Raw genomic sequence first — 19,260 nt, forward strand, 5'->3', positions numbered from 1 at the left:
AGGTAAGCGGGTGGGTGAACTGAAAGATTGCTTTCGCGAGCAAGCCCGCTCCCACCGTTTGATCTGTGTTCAATCAGCAAAATCTGTTCAAAGCACTGAGCCCCAATGAAACGCTACGAAAAATTCGCCGACGACATCGCAGAACTGATCCGCTCCGGCGTGCTCGGGCCCGGCCAGCGCGTGCCTTCGGTGCGTTATGCCAGCCAGACCTACGGTGTCAGCCCGTCCACGGTGTTCCAGGCGTACTACCTGCTGGAGCGACGCGGGCTGATCCGCGCCCGGCCGCGCTCCGGGTACTTCGTCAACACCCATGCGCCCAGCCCGTTTTCCGAGCCGGTGGTGAGTGCCCATGTGCACGAGTCCACCGAGGTGGACGTCAGCGAATTGGTGTTCTCGGTGCTCGATTCCATCAAGGACCCGCAAACCGTGCCCTTCGGCTCGGCCTTCCCCAGCCCGACGCTGTTCCCGCTGCAACGCCTGGCCCGTTCCCTGGCCAGCGCCAGCCGGGAAATGGACCCGCGCATGGTGGTCACCGACATGTCGCCGGGCAACCCGCAACTGCGCCGGCAAATTGCCTTGCGCTACATGGTGGGCGGGCTGATGCTGCCCATGGAAGAACTGTTGATCACCAACGGCGCCCTTGAAGCACTGAACCTGTGCCTGCAAGCCGTGACCGAGCCGGGCGACCTGGTGGCCATCGAAGCACCGGCGTTCTACGCCAGCCTGCAAATCCTCGAGCGCCTGAAACTCAAGGCGGTGGAAATCCCCGTACACCCACGCGATGGCATCGACCTCAAGGTGCTGGCGCAAAGCCTGGAGCGTTACCCGATCAAGGCCTGCTGGTGCATGACCAGTTTCCAGAACCCGATGGGCGCAACCATGCCCAAGGCCCGGAAACAGGAACTGGTGGAGTTACTGCGCAGCCACCAGGTGCCGCTGATCGAAGACGACGTGTACGCCGAGTTGTACTACGGTCAACAGGCGCCCAAACCGGCGAAGGCGTTCGACACCGAAGGTCTGGTGATGCATTGCGGCTCGTTCGCCAAGAGCCTGGCTCCGGGCTACCGCATCGGCTGGGTCGCCGCCGGACGTTATGCGCAGAAGATCGAGCGGCTGAAATTGATGACGTCGCTGTGTGCCTCGATGCCCGCCCAGGCGGCGATTGCCGATTACCTGCAACACGGCGGGTACGACCGGCATCTGCGTAAATTGCGTTACGCGCTGGAAGAACAGCAAAGCGCCATGCTCGCCGCCATCGCGCGCTATTTCCCGGCGCAGACACGGGTCAGCCAGCCTGCCGGCGGGTACTTCCTGTGGCTGGAATTGCCGGAGCAGACCGACTCGTTGAAGTTGTTCCAGATGGCGCTGGCCCAGGGCATCAGCATCGCACCGGGACCGATCTTCTCGCCGACACAGCGCTTCAGGAACTGCATTCGCTTGAACTACGGCAGCCCGTGGGATGAGTCGTGTGAGAAGGCGATGGAGACGCTGGGGAAGATTGTGCGGTCGTTTTAACCTACGGATGGGAACCGTAGCCGGGCTAAGAACCACACAGGAGTGCGCTATTTCTTACGATAGAAAGAGCGCATTCACTTGGTTCACATCAGAGATGCCTTATGACTATTTCTTCAGCTGCCGGCCTGCGACCCCTTCCCGTTCCCCCCCACTATATGCGTGCCGCAGAGCAGCAACAGGTGCGCGAAATGACAGGCGCTACCGGGCGCCCCGCGGGAGATCATCGATCGAGTGACCAGATTACCGAACAAAGCCCTGTGCTGAAGAACTTCCTGGATAACCGCGACCACTACGAAGTGAGCGATGACCTGAAGCGCCAGGTGGGTGACTGGAGCGCGGCCAACCAAGACCCGGACTCTCGCGCCGACGCCACCTACAACCTGGATAAGGTACTGCGATTTATCGACAACGTGGACGATCTCAAATTAAGCGCCAGCCATAGCCGCAACGGTGTCCTGGACGGTTTTTCGAATCACGGCTACGCCATTCATCCAGACTCGGAGGCCAGCCTGCTCAAGGCGTTTTCCCTCAGGGGCTATGAAGCGCTGCGCGGCGCCTGATACCTGGGCTGTGGCGAGCGGCGTGCCCCTCGCCACAGGCGGTACAAAACTACCGACCGCCCGCCAGGTCAAGAAAGGTTCCCGTCGCATAGGACGCCTTGTCCGAGAGCAGCCAGATAATCCCTTCCGCGACTTCCTCTGCACGCCCGCCACGGGCCATGGGGATGCCCGGTTCAAGCTTGCTGACCCGATCCGGGTCGCCGCTCAGGGCGTGGAAGTCGGTGAAAATAAACCCGGGACGCACGCCATTGACCCGGATCCCCTCGCCCGCCACTTCCTTGGAGAGCCCGAGAGTGAAGGTATCCAGCGCACCCTTGGACGCGGCGTAATCCACATACTCCCCCGGCGAGCCCAACCGCGCGGCGGCCGATGAAACGTTGACGATGCTGCCGCCCTGCCCGCCATGCTTGGGCGACATGCGCAGCAGCGCATGCTTGGCACACAGGATCGGCCCCAACACATTGGTCCTGAGGGTCTTCAGGATGCGGAACTCGGACATCTCATCGACCCGCGACTTGTGCCCGACGGTACCTGCGTTGTTGACCAGTGCCGTCACCCGGCCCAGTTCGGTATCGACCCGGTGGAACAGGCCAATCACTTCGTCTTCAATGCTGACATCAGCCCGCACGGCAATCGCCTGGGCGCCGAGGGCACGCACTTGCTCAAGTACGCGGTGGGCGGCGTCTTCATCGGCCTGGTAATTGATACAGATGCGATAGCCCTGGGCGGCGGCCAGCAGCGCCGTGGCGGCGCCGATCCCACGACTGCCACCGGTGATGACGACGACTTTGTCCATGTGTAAGGTCTCCTGGTTCAACGTGAGCTGATGGATCCAATACTACCTGCGCCCTGCAGGTTTTGCATGGGCTCACATCACCGAATGCACACTCACCACCTGCTCGGCGCGCTGGATGTCGGCCATGAAACCCTCGGCCGGCAACGGATGCCCCAGCAGATACCCCTGAAGCGAATCGCAGCCCAGCCGGGTGAGGAAGCTCTGCTGTGAGTCGGTCTCTACACCCTCGGCCACAATGCGCAGGCCCAGGGCCTGACCGAGGGCAACGATGGCCGAGACGATGGCGGCATCGTCGCTGTCGTGCTCCAGGTCACGCACGAAGCCCCGGTCGATCTTCAGCTCATTGGCCGGCAGACGCTTGAGGTACATCAGGCTCGAATAGCCGGTACCGAAGTCGTCGATGGACAGGTCGACGCCCATGTCCGAAAGCTTCTGCAACACCGTCATGCTCGCGTCGGCATCGCTCATGGCGGTGGTTTCGGTGATTTCCAGGGTCAGGCTGTTGGCTGGCAAGCGGTGGCGTTCCAGGGCAGCGGCGACACTCTTGACCAGCCCGGCGTGGCAGAACTGCAACGCCGACAGGTTCACGGCAATGCGCCAGTCGTGATAGCCCTGGGCATACCACACCTGCATCTGGCGGCAGGCTTCGTTGAGTACCCATTCGCCGATGGGGATGATCAGCCCGGTCTTTTCCGCCAGCTCGATAAACTTGTCCGGCAACAACAGGCCTTGTTGCGGGTGCTCCCAGCGCAGCAGCGCCTCGGCACCGACCGGGCGGCCGCTGATGGCGTCGAACTTGGGCTGGTAATAAAGCCGGAACTGCTCGTGCTCCACGGCATTGCGCAAGTCCTGCAGCAGTTGCAGTTGCTTGCGCGCATTGGTGTTCATCGACACGTCGAAAAAGCTGTAGCCGTTCTTGCCCATGCCCTTGGCGTGATACATCGCCGCGTCGGCGTTCATCAGCAGTTCCTGGGGCGTGGCGCCGTTGCCGGGGAACAGTGCGATGCCGATGCTGGCGGAGATTTTCAGCTCATGCTCGGCGACGTGGAAGGCCTGGTTGATCATGCCCACCTGGCGCTCGGCCAAGCGCAACGCATCGTCGGGCTGGCCCAATTGCACCAGCAATACAAACTCGTCACCGCCGATGCGGGCCAGGGTGTCCTGGCTGCGCAAGTCTTCGCGCAGGCGCAGGCCGACTTGCTGCAACAGCTGGTCGCCCATGTGGTGACCAAAAGCGTCATTCACCGGCTTGAAGCCGTCCAGGTCGATAAACATCAGCGCGAAGCAGCCGCCCTCTTCGTTCACCCGCTGTATCGCCTGCTGGATCCGGTCGGCGAGCAGGGTGCGATTGGGCAAGCCGGTGAGCATGTCGTGCAGGGCCAGGTGGGTGAGTTCCTGGTTGGCCTGGGTCAGGGAGTCGGCCAACACCGCGGTGCGGGCTTCCAGGCGGGCATCGGCCAGGGAGGTCAGCAGCGCGATGATCAACACTGCCAGGGTGGTAACCAGCACCAGATTATCCAGGCCCTTGCCACTCAAGCCGTCCAGGGCCGCGCCGCAGAAGCTGCCATCGGCGAAACGCGCGGCGGCCATGCCGGTGTAGTGCATGCCGACAATCGCCACGCCCATCACCATCGCCGCCCCGCCTCGGGCCAACCGCACATACGGCGTGTTGCGCCGCAGGTTGAAGGCAATCCACAACGCCGCCGCCGACGCACCCACGGCAATCAGCAACGAGGCGGTGAACAGCGTGGGGTCGTAGTCGATGCCGGGGGTCATGCGCATGGCGGCCATGCCGGTGTAGTGCATGGCGCTGATGCCGGCGCCCATGATCAATGCGCCAAATGCCAGTTGCCACGCCGGCAAACGCGGCTGGCTCACCAGCCACAAGGCAAAACCGCTGGACAGGATCGCGATCAACAACGACAGCGCCGTGATGCCGACGTCATAGCCGAGGCTGATGGGCAGGCGGAAGGCGAGCATGCCGATAAAGTGCATCGACCAGATGCCCACGCCCATCGCCAGCGCGCCGCCGCCCATCCACAGGTACACCGCGCGGCCCCTGGCAGTGGCGATGCGGCCGGTCAGGTCCAACGCCGTATAGGATGCAAGGATCGCGACGAACAGGGAAATCAGGACCAGGGCGGGGGAATAACTACCGGTGAGCATGGGACTTCTCGTGACCTATGGGCCGAACGGCATCCGTGCCGGGCTGAAAAGTCAGGGATTGTAGCGAGAATAAATCTTGTACACCTGAAATATTGTCGTATAGCCATCATTCAAAATTTGACGCCAATCCGCTGGCTCAAAAACACCGCAGAACCCTTGTGGGAGCGGGCTTGCTCACGAAAGCGGCGGGTCAGTCCATACACAGTTGACTGACCCACCGCTTTCGCGAGCAAACCCGCTCCCACACAAGCCGGTACACCTGCCAGAGCGGTGTTTACTTCTTGTCGCTCAGCTGCATTTGGCCATCCCAGCCACCGCCCAGTGCAGCGATCAGTTGCACACTGGCAACCAGCCGGGTTTGCAGCAGGGTCAGCACCGTACGCTCGTTGCTCAGGGCGGTGGCTTGCACGGTGACCACATCGAGATAGGCGATCAACCCGGCCTTGTACTGGTTCTGGGTCAGGCGCAGGGATTCCCGGGCCGCTTCGAGGGCCTCGTTACTCACGACCGCCTCGTCTTCCAGGACCTTGAGCTGGACCATGTAGTTTTCCACCTCACGGAACCCATCGAGTACGGTCTGGCGGTACTTGGCCACGGTTTCATCGTAGGACGCCTCGGCGCGGTCAACTTCCGCCGAACGCTGGCCCCCGTCGAACAGGGTCATGGCGAGTTTCGGCCCCACCGACCAGAAGCGGTTCGGCAGGCTGATCCAGTCGGCGTAGGTGCTGCTGGAATAGCCGCCGGCCAGGCTCAGGGTCAGGTCCGGGTAGTAAGCGGTCTTGGCCACGCCGATGTTGGCATTGGCCGCGATCACCGAGCGCTCCGCCTGGGCGATATCCGGGCGGCGCTCCAGCAGTTGCGACGGCAGGCTCACCGGAATCTGCGGCAGCGCCGGAATGTCCTTGCTCACCGCCAGGTTGAAGTTGGCCGGCGGCACACCGATCAGCACGGCAATTGCGTTTTCCAGCTGCGCCCGCTGCCAGATCAGGTCGATCATGCTGGCCTGGGTGCTTTTCAGCTGGGTCTGGGCCTGGGCGATGGCATCCTTGCCCGAGACACCGGCGCGGTATTGGTTCTGGGTCATCTGCAGGGAGCGCTGGTAGGTGTCCACCGTGGCCTGCAGCAAACGGGTCTGTTCGTCCATGACCCGCAGTTGCAGGTAATCCTGCACCAGTTCCGATTGCTGGCTCAGGCGCATCGCCGCAAGATCCGCCGCGCTGGCTTCGGCGCTGGCTTCATTGGCTTCCAGGCCCCGGCGCAGTTTGCCCCAGATATCGGCTTCCCAGCTCACGCCCAACTGGGTGTTGAGGGTGTCGCGAATACCGCTGCTGGAGCTGCTGAGGCTGGCGTTACTGCTGCCGGTACCCTGGCTGGCCCGGCTTTTCGAGGCACTCAGGTCAACCGTGGGGAAGAACGCCCCACGGGCACTGCGCACCTGCGAGGCGGCCTGGCGATAACGCGCCTCGGCCTGGGCCACGGTCTGGTTGGAGCTGTTGAGTTTTTCTACCAGCTCATTGAGTTGTTTGTCGCCGTACAGCTCCCACCAGGCGCCCCGGGCCAGCGAGTCGCTGGGCGCGGCCTGGCGCCAGCCCTGGGCCTCTTTGTACTGGGCCGGCTCGGTCAATTCGGGGCGTTTGTAGTCCGGGCCGACGGCGCAGGCGCTGAGCATCACGCCGCACAGGGCCAGGCTCAGCAGCTTTGAGCCGCGAGTCATCGCCAGACGTTGCACGGTGGGAAACGTTGAATCGGTCATAGCGCAGTGTCCAGGGCAGCATCGGTACGCACTCCGCGCCAACCGTTGAAACGGTGGCGCAGGCGGTCGAGATAAAGGTAAACCACAGGCGTGGTGTAGAGGGTCAGGATCTGGCTGAACACCAGCCCGCCGATAATCGTCAGGCCCAGGGGCTGGCGCATTTCCGCGCCTTCGGCCGTGCTGAGCAGCAGCGGCACGGCGCCAAGAATCGCCGCCAGCGTGGTCATCAGGATCGGGCGCAGCCGCACCAGGCAGGCGGCGCGGATCGATTCCAGCGGGCTCATGCCGTCCTTGCGTTCCAGTTGCAGCGCAAGGTCGATCATCAGGATCGCGTTTTTCTTCACCACCCCGATCAGCAGGAACAGCCCCAGCAGCGAGATCAGGCTGAACTCGCCCCCCAGCAGGTAAATCGAAAGCAAGGCGCCCACCCCCGCCGACGGCAAGGTCGACAGAATGGTCAGCGGGTGGATATAGCTCTCATACAGAATCCCCAATACCAGGTACACCGCTACCAGTGCACCGAGGATCATGAACGGTTGGCCTTTCTGGGTGGCGGCGAAGGCGTCGGCCGTACCGGCCATCTTCGCGATCACCTCTTCCGGCAGGCCGACCTTGGCAATCGCCCGCTCAATGGCGGCCGTGCCCTGCTCCACCGTGACGCCGGGCGACATATCAAACGCAATGTTTTCCGAGGCGAACTGGCCTTCATGGCTGACCCGGTCGTCCGCCAGGCTGTTCTCATAGTGAGCGATGGCCGACAGCGGCACGCGCGCACCGGTGGACGTGATCACCTGCATCTGATTGAGGGTGATCGGGTCCTGGGCGTACTTCGGATTGACCTCCATCACCACCTGGTACTGGTTGAGGCTGTCGTAGATGGTGGAAATCTGCCGCTGACTGTAGGCGTTGTTGAGCACGGCAGTGACCATGTCCATGTCAATGCCCAGGCGCTTGGCCTGGTCGCGGTCGACAATCAACGTCACCTGGGCCGCGCCGCGCCCTTCACGGGCATCGATGGCGGTCAGCTCCGGCAGCTCACGCAACGCGGCAACCACTTTCGGGTACCACAGGCGCAAGGCCGCCAGATCACCGCTTTGCAGGATGTAGGAATACTGCGAGGTGGTCTGGTCGCGGCCGCCGCCGAATTGCAGGTCCTGGTCAGCCATCAGCATCAGGCGCCCGCCGGGCACCAGTGGCACATTCTTGCGCATGCGCTCGATCACCGCCTGGGCAGAAATCTTGCGTTCGCTGATGGGCTTGAGCCGCACCAGCATCACCGCGTTGTTGGTGCCGCTGTTGCCGCCAATAAAGCCTGCCACGCTCAACACCGCGGGGTCCTGCAGGACGGCCTTGCGGAAGATTTCCATCTTCGGCTGCATCACACTGAATGACAGCCCGTCGTCGCCACGCACAAAGCCGATCAGTTGCCCGGTGTCCTGCTGGGGCATGAAGGTTTTCGGCACCACCACATACAGCGCGACGTTGACCCCGATGGTCACCAACAGGCTGAGCAGCGTCAGGCGCTTGTGGCGCAGCACCCAGTCCAGGCTGCGGGCGTAGCCTGCCACCATGCGGTCGTTGATCTTCTGGCTCCAGCGCTGCAAGCCTGTTTCCTGGCCTTTGACATGGGGCTTGAGCCAGCGGGCGCAGAGCATCGGGGTCAGGGTCAGCGACACCACCAGCGAGACGATGATCGCCGCTGCGAGGGTGATGGAAAACTCGCGGAACAGGCTGGTAACGATACCGCCCATGAACAGGATCGAGAGGAACACCGCCACCAGCGAGACGTTCATCGACAGCAAGGTGAAGCCGACTTCCTGGGCCCCCAGGTACGCCGCCTTCATCGGCGGCACACCCTCGTCGATGTGCCGGGAAATGTTCTCCAGCACCACGATGGCATCGTCCACCACCAGGCCGGTGGCGAGGATCAGCGCCATCAGCGACAGGTTGTTCAGGGAAAAGCCGAACAGGTACATCACTGCAAACGTGCCCACCAGCGACACCGGCACCGCCAGGGTGGGAATCAGCGAGGCGCGGAAGTTGCCGAGGAACAGGTACACCACCAGGATCACCAGGGCCACGGCAATCAGCAGGGTCATCTCGGCTTCGTGCAAGGTGGCGGTGATCACCGGCGAACGGTCCATGGCCAGGTTCAGCTTGACGCTGGACGGCAACACCGCCTGCAAGGCCGGCAGTTGTGCCTTGATCTGCTTCACCGTCTCGATGATGTTGGCGCCGGACTGGCGGTTGATCACCAGCAGCACCGCCGAGTCATTGTTGAAGAAGCCGCTGTTGTAGCGGTCCTCGACGCCGTCGCTGATCTTCGCCACATCCCCCAGGCGCAAGGCCGCGCCATTCTGGTAGCGGATCAGCAGCGGTTCATAGTCCTTGGCCTTTTCCAGCTGGTCGTTGGCCTGGATCTGCCAGTTGCGCTGGCTGTCCTCCAGCGAACCCTTGGGCCGGCGCACGTTGGCATTGGCGATGGTATTACGCACATCGTCCAGGGCCACGCCGTACTGGTCGAGGGCCTTGGGTTCCAGTTCGATACGCACGGCGGGCAAGGAGCTGCCGCCGATCTGCACTTCACCCACGCCCGGCACCTGGGACAGGCTCTGGGACAGGATGGTCGAGGCCAGGTCGTACAGCTGGCCCTTGGGCAACACGTCCGAGGTCAGGGACAGCACCATGATGGGCGCCTGGGACGGGTTGATCTTCTTGTAGGTGGGCATGCTGCGCATGCCACTGGGCAGCAGGTTACGCGAGGCGTTGATCGCCGCTTGCACTTCCCGCGCCGCGCCGTTGATGTCGCGATTGGAGTCGAACGCCAGGATCACCCGGGTCGAACCCTGGCTCGACGAACTGCTCATGGTGGTAATGCCGGCAATCGCGCCGAAGGAACGCTCCAGCGGCGTGGCCACCGTAGACGCCATCACCTCGGGGCTGGCCCCCGGCAAGCTGGCCGACACCACGATCACCGGGAAATCGATCTGCGGCAATGGCGACACCGGCAACAGGTTGAAGCTGACGCCGCCCAGCAGCATGATCGCCAGGCTCAGCAGCATGGTGGCTACCGGCCGGCGAATGAAAGGTCCGGACAGGTTCATGACTCAACCGGCTCCAGGCGCACCGGTTCTTTGCGCCAGCGACGGCCGAGGCGGTCGAAATACAGGTAGATCACCGGGGTGGTAAACAGGGTCAACACCTGGCTCACCAGCAGCCCGCCCACCATCACCAGGCCAAGCGGCTGGCGCAACTCGGCGCCGGAGCCGGTGGCGAGCATCAACGGTACGGCACCGAACAGCGCCGCCAGGGTGGTCATCAGGATCGGCCGGAAGCGCAACAGCGCCGCCTGGTAGATCGCGGTTTGCGGGTCCAGGCCCTGGTTGCGCTCAGCGTCGAGGGCAAAGTCGATCATCATGATCGCGTTCTTCTTCACGATGCCGATCAGCAGGATGATGCCGATGATCGCGATCATCCCCAGGTCGTTGCCACTGAGCAGCAAGGCCAGCAAGGCGCCCACCGCTGCCGACGGCAGGGTCGAGAGGATGGTGATCGGGTGGATGTAGCTCTCGTAGAGCACCCCGAGCACGATGTACATGGTCACCACCGCCGCCAGGATCAGCAGCAAGGTACTCGACAGCGAAGCCTCGAATGCCTGGGCCGCGCCCTGGAACTGGGTCTGCACGCCCACCGGCATACCGATGTCTTTCTGGGTCTGGTTGATCAGTTCGACGCCCTTGCCCAGCGCCACGCCAGGGGCCAGGTTGAACGACATCATCACCGCCGGGAACTGACCGATATGCGCGATCGCCAACTGGGCCTGGCGCTGTTCCACATGGGCCAGGCTCGACAGCCGCACCTGGCCACCGTCGGTGGTTTTCACATGGATCTGGTTCAGGGCGTCCGGGCCGAGGGTTTCACCGGACTGGGCCTGCAATACCACGCGGTACTGGCTGGCCTGGGTGTAGATGGTGGATATCTGCCGCTGGCCGAACGCGTCGTACAGCGCGTCAGTGATGGTCGACACCGACACGCCAAGGCGCGATGCGGCGTCACGGTCGATCACCAGGTACACCTGCAGGCCCTTGTCCTGCAGGTCGCTGGCGACGTCGGAGAGTTCCGGCAACTGGCTGAGGGCGTGTACCAGCTTTTCACTCCACAAGGCCAGCAGCTCGGCGTCCGGCGAGGACATGCTGAACTGGTACTGGGTACGGCTGACGCGGTCTTCGATGGTCAGGTCCTGCACCGGCTGCATGAACAGGCGAATCCCCACCAGCTTGTCCAGTTGCGGCTGCAGGCGCGTGATGATCTGTGCCGCGCTCAGGTCCCGTTCGCCGTGGGGCTTGAGGTTGATCAGCAGGCGACCACTGTTGAGGGTGGCGTTATCACCGTCTACCCCGATATAGGACGACAGGCTCTCCACCGCCGGGTCTTCGAGGATGATCTTCGCCAGTTCCTGCTGGCGCTGGCTCATCGCCGCAAAGGAAATCGACTGTGGCGCTTCGGAAATGCCCTGGATCACGCCGGTGTCCTGCACCGGGAAGAAGCCCTTGGGCACCACCATGTACAACGCCACGGTCAGGCCCAGGGTGGCGATGGCCACCAGCAGGGTCAGCGGCTGATGCTTGAGCACCCACTGCAACTTGCGCCCGTAGGCCTCGATCAGCCAGTCGATCCAGGCGCCGCTGGCCTTGTAGAAACGGCCCTGCTCGTCCTCTTTCGGCTCACGCTTGAGCAACCGCGCGCACATCATCGGCGTCAGGGTCAGGGACACCACCAGGGAAATCAGGATCGCCACCGCCAGGGTGATCGCGAATTCACGGAACAAGCGCCCCACCACGTCCGCCATGAACAGCAGCGGGATCAATACCGCGATCAGCGACAGGGTCAGGGAAATCAGGGTGAAGCCGATCTGCTTGGCGCCCTTGAGCGCCGCATTGAGCGGTGTATCGCCTTCCTCGATGTAGCGGGAAATGTTCTCCAGCATCACGATGGCGTCGTCCACCACGAAACCGGTGGCGATGGTCAGCGCCATCAGCGTCAGGTTGTTGATGGAGAAACCGGCGAGGTACATCACGCCGAAGGTGCCCACCAGGGACAGCGGCACGGCGATGGACGGAATGATGGTCGCGCTGAAGCGACGCAGGAACAGGAACGTCACCATCACCACCAGGGCAATGGCGATCAGCAATTCGTGTTGTACATCCTTGACCGAGGCCCGGATGGTCTGGGTACGGTCGGTAAGCACCGTCACGTCCAGGCCCGCCGGCAGGTTGTCGGTGATGCTTGGCAACAGCGCCTTGATCCGGTCCACCACCTCGATGACGTTGGCCCCGGGCTGGCGCTGGATGTTCAGCAGGACCGCCTGGTTTTCGTTGGCCCAGGCCGCGAGGCGTTCGTTCTCGGCGCCGTCGACGATCTGCGCCACATCCTTGAGCCGCAACGGCGCGCCGTTGTTGTAGGCGAGGATCAGTTCGGCGTATTCCTTGGGCGAGACCAACTGGTCGTTGGCGTCGAGCATCGACACCCGCGTGGGGCCGTCAAAGTTACCCTTGGGCTGGTTGACGTTGGAGGCGGCGATCAGGGTGCGCACATCCGACAGGTTCAGGCCGTTGGCCGCCAGGGCCTCGGGGTTGACCTTGATCCGCACCGCCTGGCGCTGGCCGCCGGCGATGCTGACCATGCCGACGCCGCTGATCTGCGCGATCTTCTGCGCCATGCGCGTGTCGACCAGGTCATTGAGCTTGGGCAGCAACATGGTCTTGGAGGTGATGGCCAGGGTCAGCACCGGGGTATCCGCCGGGTTGACCTTGTTGTACACCGGCGGCGCCGGCAGGTCCTTGGGCAGCAGGTTGGTGGCGGCGTTGATCGCGGCCTGCACCTGTTGCTCGGCGACATCCATGTTGATGTCGAGGTTGAAACGCAGGGTCAGCACCGAGGCGCCGCCGGAGCTGGTGGACGCCATCTGGGTCAGGCCGGGCATCTGCCCGAACTGACGCTCAAGGGGCGCCGTGACCGCGCTGGTCATTACGTCCGGACTGGCGCCGGGGTACAGGGTCATCACCCGGATGGTCGGGTAATCCACCTGGGGCAAGGCCGAGACCGGCAGCAGGCGATAAGCGATCACGCCGGCCAGGACAATGGCCAGCATGCTCAGGGTAGTGGCTACCGGGCGAAGGATGAACAGCCGCGAGAGGTTCATGCGCCGCCCTTTTGCGCCTTGGCGGCATCAGCCGGGCCTTGTTGCGTCTTGGCTGCCGGTTGACCCTGGAGGTGTTCGGTCGGCGTGGTCGGCACCTCAGTGCTGTCGTTGACCACTTCAATGTCACTGCCGTCCTTCAGGCGGTCGGTGCCTTCCAGCACCACGCGGTCGCCGGCGGCCAGGCCTTGCTTGACCACGGTGTTGTCGCCATCGGAATCACCGATCACCAGCGGACGCACCTTGACCTTCTTGTCGCCATCGAGCACGTAGACGAAGGTGCCGGTATTGCCGAACTGAATCGCCGCCGACGGCGCCAGCACCACGTTGTGCAGGGTGTCGGCCAGCAAGTGCACGTTCACGAACTGGTTGGGGAACAGCGCCTGGTCCTTGTTATCGAACCGCGCCTTGAATTTCAGGGTGCCGGTGGTGACGTCGATCTGGTTATCGAGGCTCTGCAGCACGCCCGTGGCTTTCACCGCGACATCGCCACGGTCCCAGGCTTCCACCGGCAGCTTGTTGCCGGCGTGATAACGCGCCAGCACGGTTTCCAGGGTGTTTTCCGGCAACGTGAAGACCACGCTGATGGGTTGGGTCTGGGTGATCACCGCCAGGAAGGTGGTGTCGTTGGCGGCGACGAGGTTGCCCACGTCCACCTGGCGCAGGCCGACACGCCCGGTGATCGGTGCGCGGATCTTGGTGAATTCGAGGTTGAGCTTGGCGTCATCCACCGCGCCCTGGTTGGTCTTGACCGTGCCCTGGTACTGCAACACCAGCGCTTCGGCGGTGTCCAGGGTCTGCTTGGCGATACTGTCCTGGGCATACAGGTCGCGATAACGCTGCACGTCGACCTGGGCGTTTTTCAGCTGGGCCTGGTTCTGCAGCAACGTGCCCTGGGCCTGGAGCAAGGCATTCTGGTAACTGCGCGGGTCGATTTCCGCCAGCAGGTCACCGGCCTTGACCATCTGCCCCTCTTCAAAGGCGATCTTGACCAGCTCTCCGCCAACCCGGCTGCGCACATTGATGGTGTTGAGTGCCGTCACCGTACCCAGCGCCTTGTAGTACACCGGGAATTCGCCCAGCACCGCCGGCGCCACACGCACCGGCACCGGGCCGGTAGAACCCCCAAAGCCCGGGCGCATCATCCCCGACTTGCCGGCATGCCCGGCGGGCTTCTTCTCGGCGCTGTCCTTGTGGCTGGTGCCAGGCCAGAACTTCCAGCACAGGCCGGCAATGACCAGCAGCACGAGCAGGCCGAACAGCCAGCGGCGGGAGTGACGAGGGGTGGATTGCATGGAGTGATCAACCATTGGGTGCGAGAGCTTCTTCTTCGGGAGGCTGAAAGATAAGCACTGGGGCGCGTTAAGAAAAGCGCCTTTACCGGCTATTTACCTTGGATTACAACTTTTAACTTCTGTGCTTAGTCCATTCGCTATCTGGCTAAACCTCTGAAGCACAAATAAAAACGGCCTGGACTAGGCCAGGCCGTAATACTGCATCACGCGTGTTACTGCAAAACGACAGTAATGCGTAGTAACAGTTACTTCAAAACAGCCAGGGCTGCCTCGTAGTTCGGCTCTTGGCCGATTTCGCTGACCAGTTCGCTGTGCAGTACGTTGTCGTTCTCGTCCAGTACCACGACGGCACGGGCGGTCAGGCCGCGCAGCGGGCCTGCGGCGATCGCAACGCCGTAGTCAACGGCAAAGCCGGCATCGCGGAAGTCCGACAGGTTCTTAACGTTTTCCAGGCCTTCGGCGCCGCAGAAACGTGCCTGGGCAAATGGCAGGTCAGTGGAGATGCACAGCACCACGGCGTTGTCCACGCTGTTGGCCTGGGCGTTGAACTTGCGAACCGAAGTCGCGCAGGTCGGGGTATCAACGCTTGGGAAAATGTTCAGCACTTTGCGCTTGCCGGCAAAGGTAGCCAGGGTCGCGTCCGACAGATCGCTAGCAGTCAGGGTAAAGGCTGGCGCTTTGGCGCCGACTTGTGGCAAGTCGCCGTCGACCTGGATAGGGTTGCCTTTATGGGTAACTTGAGCCATGAACGGAATCCTTCTAGTGGTGGTAGTGAAACGAATTTCAGGTGCCGAAGTTAAACACAAAGTTCGATTGGCACCTATGGGCGGACGCAAATTGTCATGGTGCGAGGCTCAACGCCCGCCGCCACGAACCCGCGCTGCAGATCCTCGATCAACGCCTCCACATCCTCCAGCCCCACATGCAGGCGCACCACCGGGTTCAATCCACGGTCGGCGGCGTTCTGGCGATCCTGTGTATCGGCCAGGGTCACCAGGCTTTCAAAGCCGCCCCAGGATGCGCCCAAGCCAAACAGCTGCAGGCCGTCGATAAACCGTTCGACGTAGCCGGCATCCGCGCGGTCGAGTTCGAAGGACAGCAAACCGTTGCTCCCGCTGAAGTCACGCTTCCACAGCGCGTGGCCAGGATGCTCCGCCAGTGCCGGATGAAACACCCGCTTGACCTGCGGCTGCGCCTGCAACCACTGGGCAATCTTCAACGCCTGGCGCTCGTGCACGTCCAGCCGGGAAGCCAGGGTGCGTGCGCCACGCAGGATCAGGTAGGCATCGTCGGCACTCACTGCATTGCCAAAGGTATCGCTCATTTTCGCCAGGGCCGGCCATGCCGCTTCGGTGGTGCAGACGCTGCCCATCATCACGTCACTGTGGCCGCCAAGGTACTTGGTCAAGGCCATGATCGAGATGTCGGCACCCAGCGCCAGCGGGCGGTACAGGTACGCCGAGCCCCAGGTGTTGTCCACCGCCAACAGAATGCCCCGCGGCTTGCACAGTGCGGCTAGCGCGGGCAGGTCACACAGCTCATACAGCAGCGAACCCGGCACTTCGGCGTAGACCATTTTGGTGTTGGCCTGCAGTTGCGCTTCCAGGCCGCTGCCGTCCGGGGCGAAATAGCTGACTTCGATGCCGAATGGCTGGAGGAACTCCCGGGCCAGTTTGCGCACCGGCGAATAGACGGCGTCGGTGATCAACACATGGTCGCCGGGCCGCAGGTAGGCCAGGAACGTCTGCGCCGCGGCGGCGAGCCCGGTGCCATACAGCCGTGTGCGATAGCCACCCTCAAGTTCGGTGACCAGGTCTTCAAGGGCAAAAGCAGTGGGATTGCCGCGTGCGCCGTAACTCAGGACCCGCTCACTGTCGCGTCGGGAGCGGGCGTCACGCATCTGGGCCAGGTTGTCGAACAGCACGGTGCTCAGGCGGATGATCGGTACGTTCACCGCCCGACCACCATTGCCGCCTTCGGTACGCGCCGCGTGAATCAGCCGGGTACGCACCCGTGACGCGGGCAACAACGGCTTGAGACTGGCGATTTCCGCTTCGCTCATCTGTGCCAACAGGCCAATTTCCCAGGCGAGATATTGGCGGGCAGCGTCCTTGTTGCCGCTGTGGCGGTCGTGGGTGAAGAACAGGAAGTCGATGCACTGGTTGTCCGGAGGCGTTTGCGCATCCTCGATCACCGGCAAACCGGCCGCAACCCACGCGGCATAGCCGCCGTCGAGCAAACGCACATCGCCGCCCAAGCCCAACGCAGCAAAAGCGGCCAGTGCCGGATCATCAGCCAGCAGCACCAGTGGACGCCCACCCGCGGTCAACCGCGAACGAATCGACCAGCGCGAACCGACAATCCGGCCCTTGCGATGGATCATGCTCGGGCGCAGGTCCACCAGGTCCACGGTGTCGTCCTTCAGCGCCTCGGCCAGCGCCTGCACCGAGATCAGCGGCAGCGCGTCAAAGGGCACGGCCTCCTTGACCTCCAGCGCCAATCCACTGTGGACGCCACCCTCCAGCACATACGCCTCATGCCCCAACTGCCGCAGCCAACTGGCGACAATCGGCGCACGCACACCATCACTGTCCAGCAGCACCACCCGTGCCTGACGCACGCCGATGTACAGGTCGGTGGACTGGATCAATTGCCCGCCCGGCGTGTGTTGCGCCCCCGGCAAACTGCCGGCGGCAAATTCTTCAGCGGTACGCACATCGCACAGGAACAGGCTACGGGCCGGGTCCGCCGCCCATTGCCGGACCTGCTCCGCCTTGACACTGACCACCCCTGCCCGCTCCGCCAATTGCCGGGCAGCCTCGCGCTGCTGGCCCAGATCCGTCGAGACCTGGTCGGCATAACGCCGGGTGCTGCCGTGCTCCAGCTTGAAATCCGCCAGGTACCAACCCTGGGTACCGTTTTCCAGGGCATAAACCGGGTTCTTCACCCCCAGATTGATCAACGTCTGGGCGCCGATAATGCTGCGGGTACGCCCGGCGCAGTTGACCACGATCGGCGTGGTTTCATCCGGCACCAGGTCGTGCACGCGGTAGCCCAGCTCACCATTGGGGCAGCAGATGGAACCGGGAATGGTCATCTTGCGGTATTCATCGAACGGCCGACCGTCCAGCACCACCAGCGGCTCGCCCGTGGCCTGCCAGTCCGCCAGTTGCTGCGCGGTGACGTGGGGTGTGTGGCTGGCCTCTTCCACCAATTCGCCAAAGGCTTTCGACGGCACATGCACCCCGGCGAACAACTGCAAACCCGCCGCCTGCCAAGCGTTCGCACCACCTTCCAGTACATGCACATGGCGGTAGCCCAGCGCTTGCAAACGCAGTGCCGTGCGCGCAGCCACATCGCCGCCGTCCTGGTCGTAGATCACCAGGCGCACCCGGGGATTCGGTGCCAGGCGCTGCACCTCCAGTTCCAGGCGGCTATAGGGCAGGTTCACCCCGTGAAACAGGTGGGCCTCGCCGTATTGGCCGTGCTCGCGTACGTCGAACAGGGCGATTTCCTGGCCGTCAAACAGCCATTGTTGCAATTGCCCGGGTGTGATGGTCTGGCTCATGGAAGTCCCGCAAAAAATAGATGGGTTACTGCAAGGCCAGCGAACGCTCGCCAGCGGCCACTTCACGGCCCTTGGCATAGGCCCGCTGGACTGCCGGGCGCGCCTTGATGCGCAGACGCCAGGCCTGGATGTTCGGGTAGTCCGCCAGGTCCTGGCCTTGGCGCAGGGGCTGGATCCACGGGAAGATCGCCATGTCGGCCACCGAGTATTCGCCCGCCACATACGGCACCTCCGCCAGGCGCTGCTCCAGCACCCGATACAGGCGCGTGGCTTCGGCGTTCAGCAGGTCCAGGGCAAAGGGAATCGGTTCCGGGGCCTTCTCCTTGAACAGCTGCAACTGGCTCAGGTACGGGGTGATATGCCCTACCTGCCAGAACAGCCATTCCTGGACCTTCTGGCGCTCGGCGGTGCCGGCGGGCGGCAGGAAGCGCCCGGCCTTGTCCGCCAGGTAGTTCAGGATCGCCCCGGACTCGAACAGGCTCAGGGGTGCTTCAAGGCTGTGGTCGACAATCGCCGGAATCCGCCCATTCGCACTGATGCGCTGGAAGCTTTCCTGCTTCTGCGCGCCTTCGCGGATGTTGACCGGAATCAGGCGGTACTCCGCCTCCAGCTCTTCCAGCAGGATGCCGACTTTCAGGCCGTTGCCCGTAGGCCAGTAATACAGATCAATCATAAAAAACCCTGGATGAACGCGGATCCAATTGTGGGAGCGGGCTTGCTCGCGAATGCGGTGGGTCAGAAACGCATTCATTGGCTGACACACCCCATTCGCGAGCAAGCCCACTCCCACATTTGATGTGTGTTGTGCTCAGGAATAGGCCCGGATTGAAGGCGCCATCTGCGAGGCGTTGTAGTTGAGGATCCGGCCGTCTGCTTCAACGCCATAACGGCCGTTGAGGGATTCCAGCGGCAGGCCGTACAGGTGGAAATGCAAGGTCGCCTGCTCACCCTCAACGCGAATCCCGTGCAGGTCTTCACCGAGGAACGAGATAGAGGTGCCCGGCTGCACGACGACTTCTTTCTCAAGGGTCAGGGTGGTGAAGCCTTCCTCACGCCCTTCATCGTTGCGGCCATACACATAGTTGATTTCCTGGCCTTCAACGGCACTGATGATCGCCCAGGTTTCGTGGTTGTGCGGGAGGGTGCTTTTGCCCGGCAGCAACGAGTTCAGGTACAGGGTGGGCGTGTCGCCATCGTCATTCAGGCGATAGCGGAACGCGGTACTGCCCTGGCCCGGCACCGGCGCGGGGAATTCGCTGAAGTTGAACAGGTCCCGGCGCTCGGCCAGGGTTTCCAGCAGCCCGACGATTTCCACCAGGGCCGCGCGGTCTACGCCACGCTGGTTGATGACGCGGATCTGCTGCAGGAAGTCTTCGATAACGGCGGCACGGTTTGCGGTACTCATGAC

Annotated in this window: 12 protein-coding genes; 2 read left to right on the forward strand and 10 right to left on the reverse strand. The window is 63.0% G+C overall.

Going from position 1 to position 19,260, the window contains the following annotated elements; all coding sequences use genetic code 11:
* Positions 1-105 precede the first annotated feature (105 nt).
* Complete coding sequence (gene mapR, locus ACW9I6_RS07275) at positions 106-1,515, forward strand: GntR family transcriptional regulator MpaR (protein ID WP_457339104.1); 1,410 nt, start codon at positions 106-108, stop codon at positions 1,513-1,515.
* Positions 1,516-1,703: 188 nt separating this feature from the next.
* On the forward strand, positions 1,704-2,075 hold the full coding sequence (locus ACW9I6_RS07280; RefSeq protein WP_008435173.1) for a hypothetical protein: 372 nt from the start codon (positions 1,704-1,706) through the stop codon (positions 2,073-2,075).
* A gap of 49 nt (positions 2,076-2,124) precedes the next feature.
* On the opposite strand, the gene ACW9I6_RS07285 is transcribed toward ACW9I6_RS07280, so the two are convergent.
* From ACW9I6_RS07285 to ACW9I6_RS07330, 10 genes are all read right to left on the reverse strand, one after another.
* Positions 2,125-2,871, reverse strand: coding sequence for an SDR family oxidoreductase (locus ACW9I6_RS07285; protein ID WP_008435175.1), 747 nt, complete (start codon positions 2,869-2,871; stop codon positions 2,125-2,127).
* A gap of 72 nt (positions 2,872-2,943) precedes the next feature.
* A complete protein-coding gene (locus ACW9I6_RS07290) occupies positions 2,944-5,037 on the reverse strand; it encodes a putative bifunctional diguanylate cyclase/phosphodiesterase (RefSeq protein ID WP_003207505.1) in 2,094 nt (697 codons plus the stop codon).
* Between the two features lie 274 nt (positions 5,038-5,311).
* A complete protein-coding gene (locus ACW9I6_RS07295) occupies positions 5,312-6,790 on the reverse strand; it encodes an efflux transporter outer membrane subunit (RefSeq protein WP_003207503.1) in 1,479 nt (492 codons plus the stop codon).
* Positions 6,787-9,894, reverse strand: a complete 3,108-nt coding sequence (locus ACW9I6_RS07300; protein ID WP_003207502.1) for an efflux RND transporter permease subunit — start codon at positions 9,892-9,894, stop codon at positions 6,787-6,789. The genes ACW9I6_RS07295 and ACW9I6_RS07300 overlap by 4 nt, the downstream gene beginning before the upstream one ends.
* The gene (locus tag ACW9I6_RS07305) at positions 9,891-12,992 is read right to left on the reverse strand and encodes an MdtB/MuxB family multidrug efflux RND transporter permease subunit (protein WP_457339105.1); all 3,102 of its coding nucleotides are present in this window, start codon (positions 12,990-12,992) and stop codon (positions 9,891-9,893) included. Before ACW9I6_RS07305 ends, ACW9I6_RS07300 begins: the two co-directional genes overlap by 4 nt.
* Positions 12,989-14,299 (reverse strand): MdtA/MuxA family multidrug efflux RND transporter periplasmic adaptor subunit, encoded by a 1,311-nt coding sequence (locus ACW9I6_RS07310; protein ID WP_003207498.1) that lies wholly within the window; start codon positions 14,297-14,299, stop codon positions 12,989-12,991. The genes ACW9I6_RS07305 and ACW9I6_RS07310 overlap by 4 nt, the downstream gene beginning before the upstream one ends.
* 230 nt (positions 14,300-14,529) lie before the next feature.
* Positions 14,530-15,030 carry a thiol peroxidase gene (gene tpx, locus ACW9I6_RS07315; protein WP_457339106.1) on the reverse strand — a complete coding sequence of 167 codons (501 nt, stop codon included), beginning with the start codon at positions 15,028-15,030 and terminating at the stop codon, positions 14,530-14,532.
* 74 nt (positions 15,031-15,104) lie between these two features.
* On the reverse strand, positions 15,105-17,852 hold the full coding sequence (metC, locus tag ACW9I6_RS07320; protein ID WP_457339107.1) for a cystathionine beta-lyase: 2,748 nt from the start codon (positions 17,850-17,852) through the stop codon (positions 15,105-15,107).
* A gap of 25 nt (positions 17,853-17,877) precedes the next feature.
* On the reverse strand, positions 17,878-18,525 hold the full coding sequence (locus tag ACW9I6_RS07325; protein ID WP_167665003.1) for a glutathione S-transferase family protein: 648 nt from the start codon (positions 18,523-18,525) through the stop codon (positions 17,878-17,880).
* A gap of 135 nt (positions 18,526-18,660) precedes the next feature.
* On the reverse strand, positions 18,661-19,257 hold the full coding sequence (locus tag ACW9I6_RS07330; protein ID WP_008435185.1) for a cysteine dioxygenase family protein: 597 nt from the start codon (positions 19,255-19,257) through the stop codon (positions 18,661-18,663).
* Positions 19,258-19,260: the final 3 nt, after the last annotated feature.

This window comes from Pseudomonas sp. SDO5522_S412 (genome assembly GCF_054071215.1).

Coding starts and splice junctions, on each gene's coding strand:
- mapR (WP_457339104.1), top strand. CDS start 106: ATGAAACGCTACGAAAAATTCGCCGACGACATCGCAGAACTGATCCGC.
- ACW9I6_RS07280 (WP_008435173.1), top strand. CDS start 1,704: ATGACAGGCGCTACCGGGCGCCCCGCGGGAGATCATCGATCGAGTGAC.
- ACW9I6_RS07285 (WP_008435175.1), bottom strand. CDS start 2,871: ATGGACAAAGTCGTCGTCATCACCGGTGGCAGTCGTGGGATCGGCGCC.
- ACW9I6_RS07290 (WP_003207505.1), bottom strand. CDS start 5,037: ATGCTCACCGGTAGTTATTCCCCCGCCCTGGTCCTGATTTCCCTGTTC.
- ACW9I6_RS07295 (WP_003207503.1), bottom strand. CDS start 6,790: ATGACCGATTCAACGTTTCCCACCGTGCAACGTCTGGCGATGACTCGC.
- ACW9I6_RS07300 (WP_003207502.1), bottom strand. CDS start 9,894: ATGAACCTGTCCGGACCTTTCATTCGCCGGCCGGTAGCCACCATGCTG.
- ACW9I6_RS07305 (WP_457339105.1), bottom strand. CDS start 12,992: ATGAACCTCTCGCGGCTGTTCATCCTTCGCCCGGTAGCCACTACCCTG.
- ACW9I6_RS07310 (WP_003207498.1), bottom strand. CDS start 14,299: ATGGTTGATCACTCCATGCAATCCACCCCTCGTCACTCCCGCCGCTGG.
- tpx (WP_457339106.1), bottom strand. CDS start 15,030: ATGGCTCAAGTTACCCATAAAGGCAACCCTATCCAGGTCGACGGCGAC.
- metC (WP_457339107.1), bottom strand. CDS start 17,852: ATGAGCCAGACCATCACACCCGGGCAATTGCAACAATGGCTGTTTGAC.
- ACW9I6_RS07325 (WP_167665003.1), bottom strand. CDS start 18,525: ATGATTGATCTGTATTACTGGCCTACGGGCAACGGCCTGAAAGTCGGC.
- ACW9I6_RS07330 (WP_008435185.1), bottom strand. CDS start 19,257: ATGAGTACCGCAAACCGTGCCGCCGTTATCGAAGACTTCCTGCAGCAG.